At 55.7% G+C, this 19,810-nt stretch carries 18 protein-coding genes; 10 read left to right on the forward strand and 8 right to left on the reverse strand.

The genetic code is table 11. The annotated features are described in order from the left end of the window. Positions 1-7: 7 nt before the first annotated feature. Positions 8-958 carry a tRNA (guanosine(37)-N1)-methyltransferase TrmD gene (gene trmD / locus H3T89_RS05520; RefSeq protein WP_198216453.1) on the reverse strand — a complete coding sequence of 317 codons (951 nt, stop codon included), beginning with the start codon at positions 956-958 and terminating at the stop codon, positions 8-10. A 348-nt stretch (positions 959-1,306) separates the two neighbouring features. Between trmD and H3T89_RS05525 the strand changes: the two genes are divergently transcribed. The 3 genes from H3T89_RS05525 (at position 1,307) to H3T89_RS05535 (ending at position 4,995) form a co-directional block, all read left to right on the forward strand. Next, entirely contained in the window at positions 1,307-1,930 is a 624-nt protein-coding gene (locus H3T89_RS05525) for a hypothetical protein (protein ID WP_198216454.1), read from the forward strand. Continuing rightward, positions 1,927-3,036 (forward strand): helix-turn-helix domain-containing protein, encoded by a 1,110-nt coding sequence (locus H3T89_RS05530; RefSeq protein WP_198216455.1) that lies wholly within the window; start codon positions 1,927-1,929, stop codon positions 3,034-3,036. The genes H3T89_RS05525 and H3T89_RS05530 overlap by 4 nt, the downstream gene beginning before the upstream one ends. 555 nt (positions 3,037-3,591) lie before the next feature. Further along, on the forward strand, positions 3,592-4,995 hold the full coding sequence (locus H3T89_RS05535) for an MFS transporter (RefSeq protein ID WP_198216456.1): 1,404 nt from the start codon (positions 3,592-3,594) through the stop codon (positions 4,993-4,995). 30 nt (positions 4,996-5,025) lie between these two features. On the opposite strand, the gene H3T89_RS05540 is transcribed toward H3T89_RS05535, so the two are convergent. After that, the gene (locus H3T89_RS05540; protein ID WP_232348483.1) at positions 5,026-6,042 is read right to left on the reverse strand and encodes a YdcF family protein; all 1,017 of its coding nucleotides are present in this window, start codon (positions 6,040-6,042) and stop codon (positions 5,026-5,028) included. 357 nt (positions 6,043-6,399) lie between these two features. Here H3T89_RS05540 and H3T89_RS05545 point away from each other — a divergent pair, with 357 nt between their 5' ends. Genes H3T89_RS05545 through H3T89_RS05555 form a run of 3 tightly spaced genes read left to right on the forward strand, consistent with a single transcriptional unit; the run spans position 6,400 to position 9,421 of the window. Continuing rightward, positions 6,400-7,218, forward strand: coding sequence for a (Fe-S)-binding protein (locus tag H3T89_RS05545; RefSeq protein WP_015021358.1), 819 nt, complete (start codon positions 6,400-6,402; stop codon positions 7,216-7,218). Continuing rightward, complete coding sequence (locus H3T89_RS05550) at positions 7,215-8,720, forward strand: LutB/LldF family L-lactate oxidation iron-sulfur protein (RefSeq protein ID WP_015021359.1); 1,506 nt, start codon at positions 7,215-7,217, stop codon at positions 8,718-8,720. The genes H3T89_RS05545 and H3T89_RS05550 overlap by 4 nt, the downstream gene beginning before the upstream one ends. Then, on the forward strand, positions 8,717-9,421 hold the full coding sequence (locus H3T89_RS05555; RefSeq protein ID WP_015021360.1) for a LutC/YkgG family protein: 705 nt from the start codon (positions 8,717-8,719) through the stop codon (positions 9,419-9,421). The genes H3T89_RS05550 and H3T89_RS05555 overlap by 4 nt, the downstream gene beginning before the upstream one ends. Before the next feature lie 106 nt (positions 9,422-9,527). On the opposite strand, the gene rimM is transcribed toward H3T89_RS05555, so the two are convergent. The 4 genes from rimM to H3T89_RS05575 form a co-directional block, all read right to left on the reverse strand. Continuing rightward, positions 9,528-10,133: a ribosome maturation factor RimM gene (gene rimM / locus H3T89_RS05560; protein ID WP_198216458.1), complete on the reverse strand. Its 606-nt coding sequence runs from the start codon at positions 10,131-10,133 to the stop codon at positions 9,528-9,530. Beyond that, entirely contained in the window at positions 10,130-10,363 is a 234-nt protein-coding gene (locus tag H3T89_RS05565) for an RNA-binding protein (protein ID WP_198216459.1), read from the reverse strand. The genes rimM and H3T89_RS05565 overlap by 4 nt, the downstream gene beginning before the upstream one ends. A gap of 36 nt (positions 10,364-10,399) precedes the next feature. After that, positions 10,400-10,858 carry a 30S ribosomal protein S16 gene (gene rpsP, locus H3T89_RS05570; RefSeq protein WP_198216460.1) on the reverse strand — a complete coding sequence of 153 codons (459 nt, stop codon included), beginning with the start codon at positions 10,856-10,858 and terminating at the stop codon, positions 10,400-10,402. A gap of 192 nt (positions 10,859-11,050) precedes the next feature. Continuing rightward, positions 11,051-11,797 carry a GntR family transcriptional regulator gene (locus H3T89_RS05575; protein WP_198216461.1) on the reverse strand — a complete coding sequence of 249 codons (747 nt, stop codon included), beginning with the start codon at positions 11,795-11,797 and terminating at the stop codon, positions 11,051-11,053. Between the two features lie 398 nt (positions 11,798-12,195). On the opposite strand from H3T89_RS05575, the gene H3T89_RS05580 reads away from it, so the two are divergent. The 4 genes from H3T89_RS05580 to H3T89_RS05595 all read left to right on the forward strand — a co-directional run bounded on the left by H3T89_RS05580 (position 12,196) and on the right by H3T89_RS05595 (position 16,795). Further along, the gene (locus H3T89_RS05580; RefSeq protein WP_198216462.1) at positions 12,196-13,221 is read left to right on the forward strand and encodes an extracellular solute-binding protein; all 1,026 of its coding nucleotides are present in this window, start codon (positions 12,196-12,198) and stop codon (positions 13,219-13,221) included. A 16-nt stretch (positions 13,222-13,237) separates the two neighbouring features. Then, positions 13,238-14,374 (forward strand): ABC transporter ATP-binding protein, encoded by a 1,137-nt coding sequence (locus H3T89_RS05585; protein WP_198216463.1) that lies wholly within the window; start codon positions 13,238-13,240, stop codon positions 14,372-14,374. Beyond that, positions 14,371-16,023, forward strand: a complete 1,653-nt coding sequence (locus H3T89_RS05590) for an ABC transporter permease (RefSeq protein ID WP_198216464.1) — start codon at positions 14,371-14,373, stop codon at positions 16,021-16,023. Before H3T89_RS05585 ends, H3T89_RS05590 begins: the two co-directional genes overlap by 4 nt. Before the next feature lie 61 nt (positions 16,024-16,084). Then, positions 16,085-16,795, forward strand: coding sequence for an N-acetylmannosamine-6-phosphate 2-epimerase (locus tag H3T89_RS05595; protein ID WP_198216465.1), 711 nt, complete (start codon positions 16,085-16,087; stop codon positions 16,793-16,795). Positions 16,796-16,931: 136 nt separating this feature from the next. On the opposite strand, the gene H3T89_RS09110 is transcribed toward H3T89_RS05595, so the two are convergent. Together H3T89_RS09110 and ffh are read right to left on the reverse strand one after the other, a co-directional pair. Next, positions 16,932-18,074, reverse strand: coding sequence for an endonuclease/exonuclease/phosphatase family protein (locus H3T89_RS09110; RefSeq protein ID WP_198216466.1), 1,143 nt, complete (start codon positions 18,072-18,074; stop codon positions 16,932-16,934). Between the two features lie 30 nt (positions 18,075-18,104). After that, on the reverse strand, positions 18,105-19,721 hold the full coding sequence (gene ffh / locus H3T89_RS05605; RefSeq protein WP_198216467.1) for a signal recognition particle protein: 1,617 nt from the start codon (positions 19,719-19,721) through the stop codon (positions 18,105-18,107). Positions 19,722-19,810 lie beyond the last annotated feature (89 nt).

Genomic DNA, 19,810 nt, shown 5'->3' on the forward strand with positions numbered 1-19,810 from the left:
CGGCCAATCAATTTGACGGCTGGTCCAGAAGTCTCGGATGGGTTTTCCCTGTGCCCCAGCCCAGGTCTTCCAAGAGACGGCGGTCGTGCTTATCGAGAGTGGAGCAGTCCAATCGGGCAATCAGGTCGGGACGGATTCGACTGGTTCTCCTGATGGCCTCGTCGCGCCGGAACCTGTCCACCTTTCTGTGGTCGCCGCTGGTCAGTATCTCGGGCACAGCCATGCCACGCCAGGTGGTGGGGCGTGTGTACTGGCGATATTCCAGCAGCGGCTCATCCCCGGTGTAGGACTCCTGCACGATGGATTCGGGATTGCCCATGAAACCGGGCAGGAGACGTGTAATGGCCTCCAGCATGACCGAAACGGCCACCTCGCCCCCATTGAGTACGTAGTCGCCAATGGAGTACTCACGAACGTCGATTCCCTGATTCCGGTAGTAGTCGGGGATGCGTGCGTCATACCCTTCGTAACGGCCGCAGCCGAATATCAGCCTCTCCGTCCGAGACAGCTCGGTCGCATCGGCCTGGGTAAACAGAGGAGCGGATGGGTTGGGGAAGATCAGAACTGGTCTGGCCACACCAGCCTCGTGGCTGTCTGCAGATGGATCTGCCTCGGATGCTATGCCGTAGCTTTTGCCTCCGGAACTCTTCATTGCCTCTTTTTCTTCTTCGGTATCGGCAGTGTCGGTTGTCTGATCCATGGTGGGTGGTTGCAGAGCCGACCCGTCTGGCATGTCCAGCAGATCGTCCAGGCACTGGCCCCAGACTTCAGGTTTCATGACCATGCCAGCTCCACCGCCCACCGGCGTATCGTCCACGGAGTGGTGCACGTCATGGGTCCAGTTGCGCAGGTTGTGGGCGCGTATGGTTACCAGGCCTTTCTCCTGCGCTTTGCCTAGCAGGCTGAGTCCAGTTACGTCAAAATACTCGGGGAAGACGGAGACGATATCGATTTGCATGTCACCAACTCTACCCAAGCTTGTTTGGGTTGGAATCGAGCGCGGAGTGGCACATTTTAAGTTCGCCTAAAGGTTCACCACGATGGCGAAATTCGTTTCCAACGAGTCTGTCAGATTGATGGCTGCTGCGCAGCAACTGTTCGGAGATGGTCAGCTCAGTGGTCTATATCGTCTCCTGGTATTTGTCGTCATGAAGATTCATGACAACGTTGACGGTGAAAAGACAAGGCAAATCTGCATTTATTCTGACTTGATAGATTAATTTTGCGGTAGTAAACTCAAACTCAAATAGTAAAATAAAACAATGCTCCAAATATCAAACATGAACGCGCGTTTTAAGGAAACTCCTTGGAAAAACTTGAGCTCATTCGTCAGAACCTCACGCCAATCAATGATGCCCTTCCAACATTGTTGCCGCAGGCTAGGCTTCGTTCGCTGTCGGCCATGAGCACACTTGGCACTCCTCGGGCTAAGTATCCGAAGCTCTATGCGGACAACTTCAACGCGACGCTCCGCGCAGAAATTGCAGACGAGCCAATCGACGGCTGGCAACTTACGAAGTCCACTTCCTGCCTTCATCTGCGCAATACCGGCTCAGGCCTCAGGCTTCGATTCCTCAAGAAGTTCAAATTCGAGGGAAGTGTTCCTCCCGCCGGTCCGAACTTACGGCGTAGGGAGGCATGGGTGCAACCAGCTATGCTCGACCAGGAGCTTTCCGGCAAGAAGCCACTGAGCGACTCGGAAATCGTCCTGGTTTGGACCGAAGCAAATGGCATTTTCCATTGTTCTGCCTACCAGCCTACTGGAACCGGCCGGTTTCCTAAGGGCGCTCCCTGCATTGCCCTCATGGTTCTTCAGATGGGTGAAGGTTTCAAGGGTATGGCGTTTAACGGTGATGACGAGGAAAATGAGCTGTTGGTCCCACGCTCAAATACAATTGTCGAAGAAGAAAGGGAAGAGACGGTCCGATGAATGACTTCAACCCCACGCGCATTGAGCTTGCACGGAAGTATCGGGGTTGGACCAAAAAAGAGCTTGCCGAGCGTTCTGGCATGACCCCGACCTACATCGGCATGCTGGTTGGCAGTCCGACCGCTCATCTTACGGAATCGAGCGTCGAAAAGATAGCCTACGCAACCAGCCTTCCTCTGTCTTTCTTCATGCTGCGCGGTCCAGGTCTTGACTGGAATCGCCTCGCCTTTCGTCGCAAGAAAACAATCACCAGGAATCTCAGCAATCGCATCTGCGCGGAGTTCGAGATGTTGGCGAACACGGTCTCCAGGGTCAGTTCGATGTCAAATGTGCCAGATAAGACTGCCTCCTGGCTTGATGAGATTGCACCGACCTTTGACCCGCAGGAACAAGGAGTCCGCCGCATTGCGGCAAACACGCGCGCGATACTGGGTCTGCCTTCCACGGGAGCAGTGCGCAACATGATCCGAAGCGTGGAACGTAAAGGAGTGATCATTGCACCGCTGACAACGAAGGTGGCTGATTCCGTCAGTGATGGAGTTACTTACCCAAACAAGGCCCTTATAGGCTATTTTCCCGAAAACAAGCCTGGTGACCGGCTCAGATTCACTATTGCTCATGAGCTAGGGCATCTGGTTCTGCACCGGTATCGCCGCCCCAAGGATGTGTCCTTGATGGAGAGGGAGGCTAATGAGTTTGCTGGCGAATTCCTTTTTCCTGAGTCCGACGCGCGAGCGGTCATCAGCCCGAGCATGATGCTGGAAGACTATCTGTACGTAAAGTCCGGATGGGGAATTTCCGTTGGTGCGGCGGTGCGCAGAGCCTCCGATCTGGGTCTGATCGATGGCGACAAATACAAATCCCTGTACGTTCGCATGGCGCAGCGTCATTGGATAAAGCATGAGCCCGTGGAGGTCAAGGCGGAGCATCCGGTACGTCTTGCTCAAATGCTCGGCCGTGCGTTCGGCGGACTGGACGACACTGGTCGTTCCACGGTGCCCAGGGATGGGATTGAGGGATTCCTTGGTGTTCCCTTCGAACTGGCGAACGATTGGTGTGACAACAGGCTGACGGAAAAGGCGGCGAGCTGGACGATCATGAGATAGGCAAAGCGGCTATAGAAGCATCTCCATAAAGGCCATATTCGTCAGCAAGATATTCGGAAATGACTTACATGCCGGTAATGTCAAGTCAAAAAAGAAGCTCAGTGGGTTCTTTGTTGACAGAACAGGAAAGTATGACCGGAACAGCGAGGGCTAGACTTGTCCAGGATCATCGAAGTCGTGGCAAAGTTAAAAAACCAACGGAGGGATAGCCTGGCCTGATCGATGTTGAACGTGAGTTGCAGGAAACACATCAGCGTTAACAGCAAATCTCGATGTCACCAACTCTACCCAAGCCTGTTCAGGTACAGAGTGAGCGCGGATTGGTACCCCTGCGGGTGCTACACTAGCTGGGTCTTCAAAGGTTATGGAGGTGAACCGGCTCTTCGCAGCATGCGGCTGTCAGCCCGGCGCCACCTTGGAAGATGTCATCAACGCAGCCAGAGAGCTATAACCGTTGCGTAAACAGCAATGAGAGTGGCATCCGATGATGCCATGCCGTACGGATCCGTGGAGATGGCTATGCGAACAGTCTGATGCGTTAGGAGCGGACGGTCCATGGTCGACCATGTTGATAAGAGAACAAAACTGCTGATTACCGGTACTGCCGGGCTCGCCTTCTGCGGGGTCCTTTTGGAGACCTCGCTCAACGTCACTTTTCCGGAGATGACCCACTACTTCAAAACTGGCCTGGGCACGGTCCAATGGCTGACTACCGGCTATCTGCTGGTGGTGGCCTTGACGGTTTTGGCCGCCGCCTGGCTGGAGCATTCATTCACGACCCGCGCATTGATTCTGACCAGCGTAGGAATATTCCTGGGCAGTGACCTGATGTGCATCTTCGCCCCATGCTTCCCTGTCCTTATGGCTGGGCGCCTCCTGCAGGGCATCAGCACCGGTATCGCCCTTCCTCTGGTGTTTTCCCTGATCATGAAAAAGGTTCCTCTTCACATCCAGGGTCGCTACGTAGGCAGCGCCGGCATGGCGGTCGCCCTGGCGCCATCCCTGGGCCCGACCTTTGGCGGAGCCGTTATCCAGGCCTTATCCTGGCGGGCCATCTTTCTGATTGTGTTGCCCATTGAGCTGGTCTTCGGGGTCATAGCACTTATCTCAGTTGATAAGGAGAGCGCCCATGTCGGTCCTTTCGCCTGGCTCCAGTTCCTTCTCATGGGTATATTTCTGACCGGGCTGACCCTGGGGCTGAGCACCTTGGATGTTCATGGTCCTGTCACCTGGCTGTCCTTGTTCATCGGTGTTCTGGCCCTGGCTGCAGGGGTCTGGACCCTTGCGCATCAGCGCACCAGGCTGATCAACATCGCGGTCTTTCGGAACCGTACTTTCACCCTTGCCCTGATTCTCTACTTCCTGGTCCAGTTCGTTCAGATTGGCCTGACATTCATCCTGCCCAACATGGCCCAGTCGGTCCTGTGGGAGACCTCCACCGTGGCTGGCCTCCTTCTGCTGCCGGGAAGTCTGCTCTCCGCCCTCTGCCAGCCCATCACAGGCGGCTATCTGGATGGCCATGGCCTGCGTGGACTGCTGGCCGTGGGAAGCGCTGCCTTCTTCCTCTCGGCCTTAGGCTTCCTGATCCTCAGCCGGCACTTGTCCGTCCCGCTGATGATTCTTCTCTACGCCTGCTACATGGTCGGTCAGGCTTGCGTCTTCAACAACCTGCTCACGGTCGGACTGCAGCATATCCCGGCGAAACTGGTGCCCGACGGCAATGCGCTCTTCAACACCCTTCAGCAGTATTCAGGCGCCGCCTCGACTGGCGTCCTGGCTGCCATCATCACTGGCATGCCCAAGGCCAGGGGGATTCATGCCGGCGTTCAGGCCTTCCAGTTCGGAGCTGTCTGGGCCTTCGTCTTCGTCTTTCTCATCGTCCTGGGCATCCTCCTGGTGGCCTGGTTCCTGGAGCGTAGCCTGGCCAGTCAGGATGGGGGCGGGGTTCAGTTTGCATGACCTCTGATTCGTTCTGGAAAGCCGTTGGTGTTAATTCAGCAGTGAGATGCCGACCCAGGCGGCCCAGCCTAGTGCAAGGACCAGGTAGGGCCACCAGTGCATGCGGGTGATGGCCACGAACTCCCGGATGAAGGCAGTCGGCCAGTAGTAGCCTTTGGTGTGTGAGCCGATTCCATCGGCATTCAGTCCGACCTTGCTGGCGTATTCGCTGGCTCGGAAGACGTGGTAGTCGCTGGTGACCAGGGCCACCCGGTAATGCTCTGGTCCGGTGCCCATCTCGTAGCGGTTATCCAGAATCTGCTTGGAGTAGCGCAGATTCTCCAGGGTTGTGGTCGACCTGTCCTCCATGATGATGGCCTCGGCTGGCACCCCACAGGAGTTGCGCAAATATTGAGCCATGGCCCTGGCCTCGCTGATGACCTCGTCGGGACCTTGCCCGCCGGAGACTACGAAGCGCCCGTTTCGTCCCTGTCGTTTCCAGAGGTCTACAGCCTTGTCCAGTCGTCCCCGGAGCAGAGGCGTGGGCTCTTCGCCGCGCAGGCCTGCTCCGTGGATGATGATGTAATCGTAGCGACGCTTGCGGGGCAGCATCCTGTAAAAGTTGGAATAGAGCAGCAAGGCCAGGAAGGAGAAGAAGAACCAGGTGGCTTCCAGGTCGATCAGCCCGGCCAGCTTCTGCAGCCATGAGGGGGCACCAAACCCAGCCAGGAGGGGCGAAAGAATCATGTAGGCCACCACGGCCAGTGCCAGCAGTCCAGGCAACAGAGTGGTCAGGGAGACCCCCTCGTGTCGGATGACGATGACCGTGTTGGCCAGCAGGAAGCAGATCACCAGCAGGGGGGCGGCGATGAGAAGGATGATCAGGGGCAGGATCAGCCAGCGCATCCCGAACTGCAGAAGGAGCGCTCCGCCCAGGGTCAGCAGCAGGAGCAGCAACCAGATGGCATTGCGGAACTGTCGTGGTTCCTTGTGCAGGTCCCAGAGGAAGAGCAGACCGAAGATGATGGCGGGTGCATAGAGCAGGAGGAGTTGCAGGTGGTTGGACATGCGCCGATTGCCCCTTTCACGAGAATGGCCGCGCAGGGTCTGACTCCACTGTAGCGAATCGGCCAATCACCTACCATCCTTGACATGCCAAAGATTCCCAGACCGCAGTGGTAGCATAGATGTGGTAAATCTCACACGTTCAAAAGCTGAGGGCGGGCGATTCCCTAGGGTGCGAATTCCAGGTCGAGACCATGATAATGATGGGTCCTTTCAGGATTGCACATCGGTGTCCGCGTGGGCGGGTCGGTCGCAAGGCAGCGATGCCCTGGAAGGATTAGGGGTTCAAGTGATGTTGGGTTTCTCCGCGATCCGGAGATGATTCGGACCTGGGGTACAAGGTTGTAGAGAGGTGCGGTAATGAAAGTAGTGATATTCTCCACCTGCGTGGTGGACCTCATGTTTCCGAACGTGGGGAAGGCCATGGTGGAGGTGCTGGAGCGGTTCGGCTGTGACACCTATCTACCCAAGGAGCAGATCTGCTGCGCCCAGCCCACCTTCAACAGCGGGTATGTCAAGGAGAGCATGCAGGTCATGCGCAACGAGGTCGATGCCCTGCTGAGCGTGGATGCCGACTACATCGTGGGTCCGGCGGGCTCCTGTGTGAATATGCTCAAGGAGCTGCCCTTCCATTTGCGGGCCGACCCGGTCTATGCAGCCAAGGCCCAGACCATGGCTGACAAGACCTATGAGTTCTCGCAGTTCCTCTACCGGGTGCTGGGTGTGCTGGATGCCGGCGCTGAACTCGACGCTGTGGCCACCTACCACCGCTCATGCCACATGACCCGGCTGCTGGGGGAGCGGACCAGCCCCTTCGTTCTGCTGGACCATGTCAAGGGACTGACCATGGTCCCCCTGCCCCACATCGAGAACTGCTGCGGATTCGGCGGCATGTTCTCCATGAAGGAGCCCGAGATCTCCAAGCAGATGGTCGATGAGAAGGTAAACGACGTGCTCAGCACCAAGGCCAGCGTCCTCATCTCCTGCGATCCGGGCTGCCTGATGAACATCGGCGGTCGTTTCAACCGGCGTGGCGAGAAGATCACCATCATGCACCTGGCCGAGGTGCTCAATCACAACGTGGACATGAGTCGCGTCAAGTATGTGGAAGGCCGCTCTGCTGGCGATGGGGCCGTGGGCTCCGACAGGGCTGCCAAGAAAGAGGGGGCTCTGGTATGAGCAGCATGGTCAACGGCAAGAAGGCCGCGCAATATCTGAGGACCAGCAAGGCTCCCTTCCTGACCAGGGTCAAAGAGTCCGAACAGGATAAATTCGCCCAACAGGCCGTTGCCAAGGCTCAGGATGCGCAGTGGGTCAAGCGGGAGGCCGCCCGTCAGGAACTGGGCAACTGGGAACAATGGCGCGACCTTGGAGAGCAGATTCGACAGCACGTCATCCGCTACCTGCCTGACTACCTGGAGGAGTTCGCCGATAACGTGGAGAAGCGCGGCGGCCATGTCTTCTTCGCTCAGACCGACGATGAGGCTGCCCAGTACATCAAGCAGATCGCCATCGAAAAGAAGGCCAAGCACGTCGTCAAGAGCAAGTCCATGGTGACCAGCGAGATCAACCTGGACCCCACGCTGATGACTGTGCCCGGTCTGGAGGTGCTTGAGACCGACCTGGCCGAGTTCATCCTGGAGGAGGATGACTGGGATCAGCCCACACATCTGGTCTTCCCTGCCCTGCACAAGAACCGCGAGCAGGTTCGTCAGGTTTTCGAGAAGAAGCTCGGTTACAAGGGCGACAACGACCCTCAGCACATGGCTCGGTTCTCCCGCAAGGTTCTGCGCAAGCACTTCCTCGAGGCTGACATGGGCATCACCGGTTGTAACTTCGCCGTGGCTGACACGGGCATGATCAACCTGGTGACCAACGAGGGCAACGCCGACCTGGCCATGTGCATCCCCAAGACCCAGGTTGTGGTCATGGGCATGGAGCGCCTGGTGCCGACCATGAAGGAGGCCGAGACCATGGACAACATGCTGGCCCGGTCCGCTGTCGGCCAGAAGCTGACATCCTACCTGACCTACACTGCGCCACGCACCGGCCAGGAGTCGGACGGACCGGACGATGTCTATGTGGTCATTCTGGACAACGGGCGCTCAAACGCCCTGGGAACGGTCTTCGAGCCCATCCTCCAGTGCATCCGTTGCGCCTCCTGCCTGAATGTCTGCCCCATTTACCGGCACATCGGCGGTCACGGCTACGGATCCATCTATCCGGGTCCGGTGGGTTCGGTGCTCTCGCCGGTGCTGGACGGTGGCTACGACGACTTCGGAGATCTGCCCTACGCCTGCAGTCTGTGCGCAGCATGCACGGCCACCTGTCCGGTCAAGATTCCCCTGCACCAGCTCATGATTGAGCACAGGCGGATCATGATGGACGACCAGTCCAAGGCCAATCTGATTGACGACACGGTCATGAGGGTCATGGGTCTGGGAACAGGCCACTCCTCGCTCTTCCGCACTGCCCTGGGGCTGGATCACACCATGCTGACGCCCATATCCAAGAAGCAGCCGGAGACGGCCAAGAACCTCTTTGCCAGCGACCGGCATGTGGAATGGATGCCCTTCGTCTTCGGCGGATGGACCAAGGTGCGTGATCTGCCGGATCCGCCCAAGCACGGGCAGAACTTCCGCAGTTGGTTCGCTCATCACAAGAAGGAGCAGCAGGCATGACCGATCGTGAGGTATTCCTGGACTATCTGGCCAAGAAGAGCGGACGGCCCCGCCACCAGCTCAAAGATCATCCTCTGGTGCCGGTCAACGATTTACCGGAGACCACCCTGTCTGGCCACACCCAGGATGAGCTGCTGGAGATCGCGCGGAAGAGCAGCGAGGCTGTCCATGTGGACTTCCGCACCTGCACCAAGGCTGAGCTTCCCACTGCCCTGAATGAGTTCATCGATTCGCGCAAGGACGACAGCGACCATGTGATGCTGCCCACTTCCGACTTGTTCGCAGACTTCGGACTGGAGGAGTGGAGGGATGGCCTGAACCCGCCTGCCACTTTCTGGAAGCCGGGGGCCAGCCGCGAGGAGAATATCAAGACCGCCGACGAATCAGGTACGGCCATCGCCTTTGCAGACTTCCTGCTGGCTGAGTCAGGCACCATCACCGTGGCTACCACCCCGGGTCAGGGTCGTGCCTTCCACTTCCTGCCGGTGCACTATCTGAGCATCATTCGCAAGTCCAAGATTCTACCCCGAACCCGGCAGGCCATGGACTACTATGATCCGGCCCTGGTCTCAGGCGAGCTCAAGACCTCCAACATCAACTTCATCACCGGCCCCTCCAACACCGGCGACATCGAGATGGTGATTGTGGTTGGCGTGCATGGCCCCCTGGATATGACCTATCTGGTGGTCGAAGACATGTAGCTCAACAAGATTTCCTGCTTAGGCAGGCGCATTTCCCGTAAGTGGGGAGTCAGCGGCTCGAAGATGGACGCTGACTCCCCACTTACGGTTTTGCTGAAAGATGGGTTCAGTCCAGTCCGGGCAGAAGTCCCCCAGGCGGATCGATGGCCACATACCCATTCTCAATGTCAACCCGGGGCACCAGGGCTTCGACGAAGGGTATCAGCCCTTCCGCCTCCTCGTCGCTCTCTTTGGTGGTCATGCGGATCTGCAGCTGCTGCTGGGCTGCGCCGTCCAGCACGTCGCTGACTTGGCCGACCACTCGTCCGGATGGTTCACCCAGAGAGTTGCCCGGGGCCATGCGAACCTCAAGTCCAATCAGATCCTCGGGATACCAGGCGTCCTCCTGCGCCAGCTCCTCGGCTGGATCAGCCTGGACATATAGTTCGAGGCCGTTCAGTGCTTCGGAGGCGTTCCTGTCTTGCACTCCTTTGAAGAGGACAATCCAACGCTGTTTGAAGCGGCGGGAGGAGACGACTGTGAAAACCTGTTCGTCCTTGGTCTGCAACCGGGAGCCGGGGGCGAAGCGCCGCTCGGGCTCGTCGGTGTAGGCATATACGTTGACCTCGCCCTTGAGTCCTTGGGCGCGGCCGATACGGCAGACCCTCAGCAACCTTCGTTGCTGAGGGTCCGGACCCTGCGGGTCGTGATTGGTGGACCGGCTGGGGCTCACCGGCGCACGTCCATGATGTCGACGCGCACCTTGTGGTCGGCCAGCGCCTGGATTACGGTGCGTATGGCGTTGGCGGTCCTGCCGCCCTTGCCGATCACGCGGCCGATGTCCTCGGGGTTGACCCGCACCCGTAACAACTCTCCGCGAGAGTTTTCGTGCGACTTGACCGACACGTCATCGGGAAAGTCCACGATGTTCCTGATCAGGTGCTCAACGGCCTGTGCAAGCATGATAGCCGGTCCTTCCAATCCTTAAGTGAATGTGCCTTACTCAGCTGCCTGCTCGGCCTGGGTGGCATCTGCGGGCTCATCGGCCTTGGAGGCTTCCTTCTCCGCCTGGGCCTTGGCCTTGGCATCAGCCTCGGACTTGGCGGCCTTGAGCTTCTGAGCTTCGTTCTGCGCCTGCTCGATGCGGGCCTGGGCATCGGCCTCGGCCTGAGGCACCTTAAGAGTGCCTTCCTTGCCGGGCAGATCCTTGAACTTCTGCCAGTCGCCGGTGATCTTCAGAAGGTTGAAGACAGGGTCGCTGGGCTGAGCGCCCACACCCAGCCAGTACTGGGCGCGCTCGGAGTCGATCTTGATTGAAGAGGGCTGGGTGTTGGGATCGTAGGTGCCGATCTCCTCAATGACCTTGCCATCGCGCTTCTTGCGGGAATCGACCACGACCACGCGGTAGAAGGGGTAGAACTTCTTGCCCATTCTCTTCAGACGAATTCTGGTTGCCAAAACGGCTCTCCTTGGTACTTGGTGTGCCCGGCGGCGTCTCCATGTGGGGCATGGTGGCGCTCCTGGCGTGTTCCTCACGACCGTCGGAATGAGAGGGCTCCTCCGGACATGAATAACAGCAAAAGTATACCTCAACCGGGGGATAGCGCGAGAGACGGGTTATATCTATCTGCATGTCCAGTCCGTAGCTCTTCAAAACCTGCTTCCGCGAGCCTTTTGGACGGTGAAATCGAAGTTATACCTATCGCCGCGGTACAGACTGACGGCATACTCGATGTGTCGATCCATACTGTCCTTAACAATTCTGGTCACTCGTAGGGCAGGGGAATGTGCAGCTGTGTCGAGGAGTTCTGATTGTCGACGGCTGAGGGTGCTCACGTCTATGATCTGGCGGGCCGCAGTCAGCGATAAATGGTACTTGGATTCCAATAGCTCATAGAGGGACCCCTCAAGATTTTGCTTAAGTAGATCTGGGGTCAACGTTTGGGGAATCCAGACGTCCTCGATACACATGGGTTGATTATCTGCGGTACGTAGTCTCCGAAGATGGATGACCGGAGCTCCAGGCGAAAGCGAAAGTTTAAAAGCCAGGGAAGAACTGGCTTCCTGAACTTCTGTAATGAGTACCTTGCAACCAGGCGTGAGACCGCGTGCAGCCATGTCGTCACTAAAAGATGTCAATTCAATCGATTTGGTGATTCTGGGCTCAGCAACATATGTACCTGAACCCTGCTTGCGGTAAATGGCACCTTCAAGTTCCAATTGATTGAGTGCATTGCGAACCGTTGCTCGGTTAATGCCATATTTCGCGGCCAAAGACCTTTCAGTCGGAAGCTTGGCGTGTGCAGGAAGCGAGTGTTTTATCAGTGAATCGAGGTAATCGCGCAGGGCTTGAGCCTTGCCGCGGCCTTCTGCCGATGTAAGATTTTGATTGGTCATGGTGCGTCCCCCTGGATGTGAAGCCGTTCCCTTCTTTCGGCCGAATCTCTCTACTTACTAATAGGAATATACCATTGCGGTCAAAATCGTATGAAAGCATGAAGGACGACGAGGAAGATTGTTTGAGCAATCACCTTATTGGTGTATACCGTTACAATAAGCATGTTCAAAAGGTAATTTCAGCCTTTGCCGCTCAGTTACAGTAACAAGTTATTTAACCATATCGAAAGTCTTGACTTTACAAGTCAAATAAAATGCGATTTTTGTATATGAAGCTCAGAAGACGCACCGTTAGATTTGGAAAAATCACTTTATTGGTATATACCAATAATAACAATATTGGATTACACCAATATTGGGTATGTCCCAACGGGGGGAATGTTAAAAAGGAGAACGTCATGAGAACAAGGAAGTTGCTCACGGCAATGACTGTATTCGCCCTGATGCTGGCAGGTGGATGCGGATCGTCGAACAGTAAGAAGTCAGATTCCGAATCAACTGGTGGAAAGCTGGTGGTCTATACTCCAAACAGCAAGGAAATTGTCGCAGAGATTGTCCCTGCTTTTGAAAAGAAGACCGGCGTCAAGGTGGAAGTACTGGAGGCTGGAGCAGGCGAGATTCTGACAAGAGTCAAGGCTGAGGCCAACAGTCCATCCGCGGACGTGCTGCTTGGTGCGGTACGCGATCAATTCGATAAGTATTTCGAAAAATATGTTTCTCCCAACGACAAGTATTTGCAGAAGGCCTCCAGGAACGTCACTGGTTTGGCAACCGCATACATATCTAATGGAAGTGTGCTCCTTGTCAACGACAAGTTGGAAGGGTCACACAAGATACAGTCTTATGAAGACCTGCTTCGACCTGAGTTGAAAGGAAAGATCGCTGCAGGTGATCCGGCCACGTCAAGTTCTGCATTCGCCCAATTGACTAATCAATTAAAGGCCATGGGCGGTGACTATACATCCCGCAAGGGATGGAATTATGTAGGTAGCTTGATTAAAAACCTTGGTGGAAAGGTTGCATCCAGTTCGTCTGCTGTGGCGCGTGGTGTAGCAGATGGTGAGTATACAGTTGGAGTCACCTATGAGGAGCCTGCAGCCAATTACGTGAAAGATGGTGCTCCTGTTCATATTGTCTACCCGCGAGAAGGGGCGGTGTTCCTGGATTCTTATGTCGGCATTGTCAAGAAGGCGCCCCATCGTAAACTGGCAGAGGAATTCGTGGATTTTGTCATCAGCAAGGATGTGCAGGATCGTTTTGGCACCAAGTTAACCAACCGGCCCTTGCGGAGTGATGCTTCGTTGGGCAAGGCCCTTGCTCCTATGAGCAGTATCAAATCCATCAAGGAGGATGGCGCATATGTTGAGGCACACCGTGATGACATCGTGAGGCAGTATACCGATCTGTTCGCCAGCCTGCAGTAGGGGATGGAGCACTATTATGGCAACATCAATTGAACTTTCTCACATTCGCAAGGCCTATAGTGATACCCTTGTGATTCCTGACTTGGATCTGCAAGTTAAAGAGGGCGAGTTCTTCACTCTTCTCGGTCCATCAGGATGCGGCAAGACGACACTGCTTCGCATGATTGCGGGTTTCAACCAGATCACATCAGGAACAATTGCTTTCGACGGAACTGTCATTAATGATCTCGTGCCGGCAAAACGCAATATCGGTATGGTTTTTCAGAATTATGCCGTTTTTCCCAATATGACCGTCAGAGGCAATATTCTTTTTGGATTGAAGAATCGTGGACTTCGCAAGGAGGAAATGCGCCAGAAAGCTGACCGGGTCATGGATGTCGTTCAGATTCGGCAGTGGGAAAATCGATATCCAAAGGACCTCAGTGGAGGACAGCAACAGCGGGTCGCGTTGGCACGTGCCATTGTTATTCAACCGCGACTCTTGCTCATGGACGAGCCCTTGTCGAATTTGGATGCAAAACTGCGGGTCGAGATGCGCAATGTCGTCAGGCATGTACAACAAGCTGTTGGTATTACAACGGTTTACGTTACCCATGACCAAGAGGAGGCCATGGCTGTCTCCGATCGTTTGGCCATTATGCACGCGGGTGCGATTGAACAGGTGGATACTCCACGCCAGGTATATCTGCATCCGGCAACCAAGTTTGTTGCAGGATTCATTGGTAGAACCAACTTTTTCCAAGCTACCGTGACCAAAGAATCCGGAGCGGTTTCCCTGGCCTTCGACCACGACCTGAGCCGCTTAGAGTTGCGCCCGGAATTATCGCAAGCGTTACTGCACCAAAATGTTCAGCACGTCATTATGGCTGCTCGTCCGAATGAAATATCGTTCGTGAAGTCTGACCAAGGAACTGCCGCCGAAGTGGTGGGCAGCACTTTTCTAGGTGAAAGCGTGCATTATCAACTGGTGCTAACTTCCGGTGAACACATTGAAGTATCTAAGAATTCGGTAAATGCGCCTCAGCTCGTCCCAGGAGAGCATGTTGGTCTGTCATTCAATATGGATGACATCAATATATTCGATGCGGAAAACGGGCGGAACGTGTTGGTAAATGATTCAGCCAGGCAGGAGATGGAGGCGAGTCAGGTATGAAGCGTCGAATTCGTCTTGACGGCTGGACCACTGTAGCCTTGGCTGTATTCGTTTTCTATACTGTCGCACTGCTTATTCCCCTCGGGGGTTTGCTAATGAGCGCTTTTAGAGATTCGAATGGCGGCTCTTTCACTACCAAGTATTTTGGGCGTTTCTTCGGTAAAAGCTTCTATCTGGAAACTATTTGGAACAGTCTGGCGGTAAGCATATCGGTGACTTTGCTTTCGGTGCTTATTGCCACCCCTCTGGCCTATATTGTGGCTACCATCAGCATCAAAGGAACCAGTGTCGTGCGTTCATTGATGTTGGTATCATCCATGTCGGCCCCGTTCATCGGCGCGTACTCTTGGATCCTTCTTCTAGGCAACAACGGTACAGTAACAGGTTTTCTTCGAAGAATGGGTATCAGGGTTCCCAGCATATATGGGTTCCCGGGCATTGTATTGGTGCTTACCTTACAGTTGTCTCCCATGGTATTCATGTACGTTTTGGGTGCCATGAAAAACGTCGATTCCTCCTTGCTCGATGCGGCAGAGAGCCTAGGGTATCAGGGCATTCAGAAGGTGCTGAAGGTGGTCGCTCCACTGATTATGCCCACGGTACTCGCTGGCGGTCTGATGGCTTTTATGCGTGCGCTCGCGGATTTCGGCACGCCAATGCTGATTGGCCAGGGGTATCGTACTGTACCAGTCCTGATATATACCGAGTTCATCAGTGAAATGGGCGGCGATACCGGGTTTGCTGCCGCAGTGAGCATCATCATCGTTGCGCTGGCAGTCATTGTCTTCTTCGCGCAGCGATATGTTTCTAACCGCATGTCTTATGAAATGAATGCCTTGCATCCAATCGTTCCTACAAAAGCCAGAACGGCATTTGGACGAGTGATGGCTCATGTCGTGGTTTATCTGTTTACAGCTTTTACAATGATTCCACAGCTCTATGTGGCATACACATCATTTAAAAACACCAGTGGTCGAGTATTTACTCGAGGCTTTTCTCTCAATAGTTATCGACAGACATTGGATGAAGCCGGAAGTGCAATCAAAAATACTATGGTGTTTTCACTGATCGCAGTAGGCATCATCGTCGTCATTGCGGTTCTTTCGGCTTATGTGATGGTACGTCGCAGAAGTGGTTTGACTGGTTGGCTAGACGTGATCTTGATGTTGCCATTCATCGTGCCGGGTTCTGTCATGGGTATCGCACTCTTGACGTTTTTCAATCATGGTCCCATCGTGATTGCCGGTACTTCTATTATTATCGTGCTGGCCTTTGTCATCAGACGATTGCCATACACTGTACGTTCTGCTGAAGCCACCTTGCGCAATACCAGCGTGAGCGTGGAGGAAGCGGCTATTAGTTTAGGAGCGTCGCCAGCTCGTACATTTGTACGAATAACCGTACCCATGATTCTATCGGGAATCATTTCGGGTGCCATACTCAGCTGGATCAGTATTATCACTGAACTCAGCGCCACTGTGCTTTTGTATACCACTAAAACACGCACGATGTCCATTGCGATTTATTCGGAAGTGCTGAGTGGAAACTATGGTGTCGCTGCCGCGCTTTCAACCATGCTGACGGTTTTGACAGTCTTCCTGCTTTTCCTGTTCTACAGGATTTCAGGCAGCAGGGATATCAATATCTGAAGCTGATTTTTTATGGATAAATGAATGGTTCGGCGGGGTTATGGAAGGAAGGTGAATCGTCATGGATTGTTCCGTTATCAGTTCTTTGCAGTCAAATTTGATAGTTTCGTGTCAGTCCTATCCGGGTGAGCCTATGAGGGATTCACGAACCATGGCGCAAATAGCTGCAGCTGTTGTCAAAGGTGGGGCATCAGCAGTACGTTTACAAGGCATCAAAGATATTCAACTTGGCCGGTCCTTGATTGACGTACCAATCATAGGTTTAGTCAAAGTTGGCGATGAAGGTGTATATATAACGCCGACGCTGGCCGATGCTCTACGTGTAGTCGAAGCCGGTGCAGACATAGTAGCCCTGGATGGAACTGCCAGGCCACGGCCTGATGGCTTGACACTTAAAGAGACAGTGAAAGGAATACGAGATCATTCATCGGCTTTGATTATGGCTGATTGTGGTAGTTTGGCTGATGCTGTCTGGTCCCAAGAAGCCGGCGTCGATTTGGTTGGAACCACCTTAAGTGGGTATACGTCTGCCAGAGCCATGGGCCACGGGCCGGATTATGCGCTTATCGATGAGCTGGTGGAGACTGTTTCCCTACCTGTTGTGGCGGAGGGGCGTATTCATACACCTGACCAGGCTTATGAAGCATTAAAGCACGGAGCCTTTGCCGTTTGTGTAGGTACGGCCATTACGCATCCGACTACGATAACTTCTTGGTTTGTCGCAGGTCTCCACCGTTCAGCACAGTCCGTGGAATCTTCGGTAGTCCTGTAAGAGTCTGAGTCATGATTGTTGATACCGTATAGCTGGCATGCTTTCTTACAGTGGTTAAGCTACAGATGGCCTTTGCTTCAACTGAGTATGCTTGATGCGCCCAAGCATACTCAGTAAAAAGAGCATCAGCATCGGTTCATATACATAGCTCGGTCAGTAAGCCATAGTGATCGGAGTCTGGAACTCTGATTGTCTTCATTGATTTGACTCTGATGCCCTGGCTGACCAGGACATGGTCGATTTCAATTAGTGGCGGTAGAAGTGCTCGGCAATGCGGAAAGGTTGGATGCGGGCCGCGGCTCAAAGACAGCGAGGTGTCCCGTAATCTGCCAGACTTCAGCATGGCACGAAAGGTTGGATGGTGCAGGTTGGCGTTGCAGTCGCCCATGATGATGGTGAATGCGGGGGGTTCAATGCCTGGGCCGGTCTCCATATTTTCGCTGCTTAGTTGAGCCAAGCGCTCAATGCCCAGGCCCCATTGTTTGGCACCGCGCTGGGGCGACCTGGGATGGACCGAAGCCACTCGGATTGTTCCAGCCTGGGTATGCAAAAGCATCAGAGGGACAGCTGATGCTTCCAAATCAAGGGCTGCCGGTTGAGACCAAATGGGCTCCTGCCTAGAGAACAGCGCGTTCCTGCCGCCATTGTCATTCTTGGTCTGAGGACCCTCCACGAGGTATGGCAAGGTCTGCCTTATCCCTGCTTTCTGAAGATGAGTCAGCAGAGTTGAGTTCACCTCCTGCAGGGCTAAAACGTCGACATTCTGGCTTTGAACCTGCTCCAGGATGGACTGCGTATCCGCTTTGCCATATCGGCAGTTCAGCGTCATGACTCTCAAAGAAAGAGCCGGGTGGCTAGTGGCTGAAGCCAGGTCGTGAGGATCTGTGTGGATTCGCGCTGAATCAGGCATGTCCTGATTGCACTGCTGTGATTCGGGACGGTCTGCACCGGTATCTGATTGGTTACTAGTATCGGTGCGGTGTCTGTTGTCTGACTGTAGCCCATCTCTGTGCCTAGAGCCCATGGGAGAGGGCAGGTGAAACCTGTATTGAAGTCTCCACAAGGTGACCAGAGTCAACTCGATTAGGGCCAGGGCGGACTGTGGCCAGGCTTGAATCACAATGGCGCAGGCCAGTATGACCAACAGGGGAGCGGTCAGCAGGTCAATCAGGGCGATCAGCTCTATCAGGGGGCGGTGCCGGTCAGCTCCGGCAGGCAGGAAGCGCAGGGCCATCCACAAGGCGATGAGCCCCAGGGGAATCCAGAGAAGGGTGTTCACGTGCCGTTGTCTTCTGTAGGAGGGAGGCGGTTAGCGGCCGCCGAAGAGACCGCCCAGTCCGCCGCCGAGGTTGGGGGGCAGGTCCGGCAGGCCTTCAGGCATCTGCGGAGTCTCGGGGCGCTTGGCGAAGGCCGAACCGCCGGAGGATTTACCCTTACCGGACAGGCGTTCGCGCAGAGCCTTCTCTTCGGCCTCCCGCTTCATGGGATTGCCTGAGCGGGAACCCTTGCGGCCTTTCTTGCCCTTTTTGCCCTTCCTGCCGCCGCCAGCGCCCGTGCCGCCCATGCCGGGGATCGAGCGGCTACCATTGGTCATCCGCTTCATCATCTTGGCCGCCTGCTCGAACCGCTGCAGCAGGCCGTTGACAGCCGATACCGTCGTGCCGGCGCCATAGGCGATCCGTGCCCGTCGTGATCCGTCGATTATGCTGGGGTCGCGCCGTTCCTGGGGAGTCATCGACTGGATGATGGCCTGGGTCCGGTCCACCTCTTTTTCATCGAACTGCTCAAGTTCTTTGCGGTGCTGGGCCATGCCCGGGATCATGCCCAGGATGCTCTTGAAGGAGCCCAGCTTGCGAACCTGCTGAAGCTGCTCCAGAAAGTCGTCCAGGCCGAAGCTGCCCTCGGACATCTTACCGGCGGCCTTGCGGGCCTCCTCCTCATCGAACTGGCGCTGGGCCTGCTCGATCAGAGTAAGGATGTCACCCATGTCGAGAATCCTGGAGGCCATCCGGTCAGGGTGGAAGACCTCGAAGTCCTTGAGGCCCTCGCCGTTGGAGTCGAAGAGAATGGGCTTGCCTGTCACTGAAGCCACCGACAGAGCCGCGCCGCCGCGGGCGTCGCCGTCTAGCTTGGACAGGACCACGCCGGTGAAGTCCACGCCCTGGTCGAAGGCCTTGGCTGTGGCGACCGCGTCCTGACCGATCATGGCATCGATGACGAAGAGGATCTCGTCCGGATGGACGGCGTCGCGGATATTGCGGGCCTGTTCCATCAGCTCCTGATCCACACCCAGCCGTCCGGCCGTATCAATGATGACCACGTCGTAGAGCTTGTCCTTGGCCACCTTGATCGAATCGGCTGCCACCTTGACCGGATCGCCCGTGACCTGTCCTGGGGCCGCCAGCTCGGATCCGCTGGTCTGCACGCCTGGCTCGGGTGCGTATACCGGCACTTCGGCGCGTTCACCGACTACCTGGAGCTGGGTGACCGCGTTGGGCCGCTGGAGGTCGGCAGCCACAAGCAGGGGGGTATGGCCGGCATCCTTGAGCCAGTAGCCCAGCTTGCCGGCCAGCGTGGTCTTGCCTGCACCCTGCAGCCCGGCCAGCATGATGACTGTGGGCGGGTTCTTGGCGAAATTGAGTGGTCGATCCACTCCTGCGCCCAGGATGCTGGTCAGTTCGTCGTAGACGATGGAGACCACCTGCTGGGCCGGGTTCAGAGCCTTGGAGACCTCCTCGCCCAGGGCGCGTTCCCGGATGCGTCCGGTAAAGGAGCGCACCACGTCCAGGGAGACATCAGCATCCAGAAGGGCGCGCCGGATCTCACGGATTGTGCCGTCGATGTCGGCCTCGGTCAGTTTCCCCTTGGAACGCAGATGGGTGAAGGCCTGGGAGAGCCGATCGGTCAAAGATGAAAATGCTGCCATAATGTCCCAAGTCTACCTGTCAGCCGGGAGATTGGCTCTGGTTTCAGCAAGGCCTGTGCCCTGAGCCGACCAACCGTAGGCAGTTGCGG

Origin of the sequence: Bifidobacterium sp. W8114 (genome assembly GCF_016101165.1) — a bacterium.
GTDB classification, from domain to species: Bacteria; Actinomycetota; Actinomycetes; order Actinomycetales; family Bifidobacteriaceae; genus Bombiscardovia; species Bombiscardovia asteroides.

Excerpts from the sequence above, each read along its gene's own strand:
- trmD (WP_198216453.1), bottom strand. The coding sequence starts at position 958 with ATGCAAATCGATATCGTCTCCGTCTTCCCCGAGTATTTTGACGTAACT.
- H3T89_RS05530 (WP_198216455.1), top strand. The coding sequence starts at position 1,927 with ATGAATGACTTCAACCCCACGCGCATTGAGCTTGCACGGAAGTATCGG.
- H3T89_RS05535 (WP_198216456.1), top strand. The coding sequence starts at position 3,592 with ATGGTCGACCATGTTGATAAGAGAACAAAACTGCTGATTACCGGTACT.
- H3T89_RS05540 (WP_232348483.1), bottom strand. The coding sequence starts at position 6,042 with ATGTCCAACCACCTGCAACTCCTCCTGCTCTATGCACCCGCCATCATC.
- H3T89_RS05545 (WP_015021358.1), top strand. The coding sequence starts at position 6,400 with ATGAAAGTAGTGATATTCTCCACCTGCGTGGTGGACCTCATGTTTCCG.
- H3T89_RS05550 (WP_015021359.1), top strand. The coding sequence starts at position 7,215 with ATGAGCAGCATGGTCAACGGCAAGAAGGCCGCGCAATATCTGAGGACC.
- H3T89_RS05555 (WP_015021360.1), top strand. The coding sequence starts at position 8,717 with ATGACCGATCGTGAGGTATTCCTGGACTATCTGGCCAAGAAGAGCGGA.
- H3T89_RS05565 (WP_198216459.1), bottom strand. The coding sequence starts at position 10,363 with ATGCTTGCACAGGCCGTTGAGCACCTGATCAGGAACATCGTGGACTTT.
- H3T89_RS05575 (WP_198216461.1), bottom strand. The coding sequence starts at position 11,797 with ATGACCAATCAAAATCTTACATCGGCAGAAGGCCGCGGCAAGGCTCAA.
- H3T89_RS05580 (WP_198216462.1), top strand. The coding sequence starts at position 12,196 with ATGAGAACAAGGAAGTTGCTCACGGCAATGACTGTATTCGCCCTGATG.
- H3T89_RS05585 (WP_198216463.1), top strand. The coding sequence starts at position 13,238 with ATGGCAACATCAATTGAACTTTCTCACATTCGCAAGGCCTATAGTGAT.
- H3T89_RS05590 (WP_198216464.1), top strand. The coding sequence starts at position 14,371 with ATGAAGCGTCGAATTCGTCTTGACGGCTGGACCACTGTAGCCTTGGCT.
- H3T89_RS05595 (WP_198216465.1), top strand. The coding sequence starts at position 16,085 with ATGGATTGTTCCGTTATCAGTTCTTTGCAGTCAAATTTGATAGTTTCG.
- ffh (WP_198216467.1), bottom strand. The coding sequence starts at position 19,721 with ATGGCAGCATTTTCATCTTTGACCGATCGGCTCTCCCAGGCCTTCACC.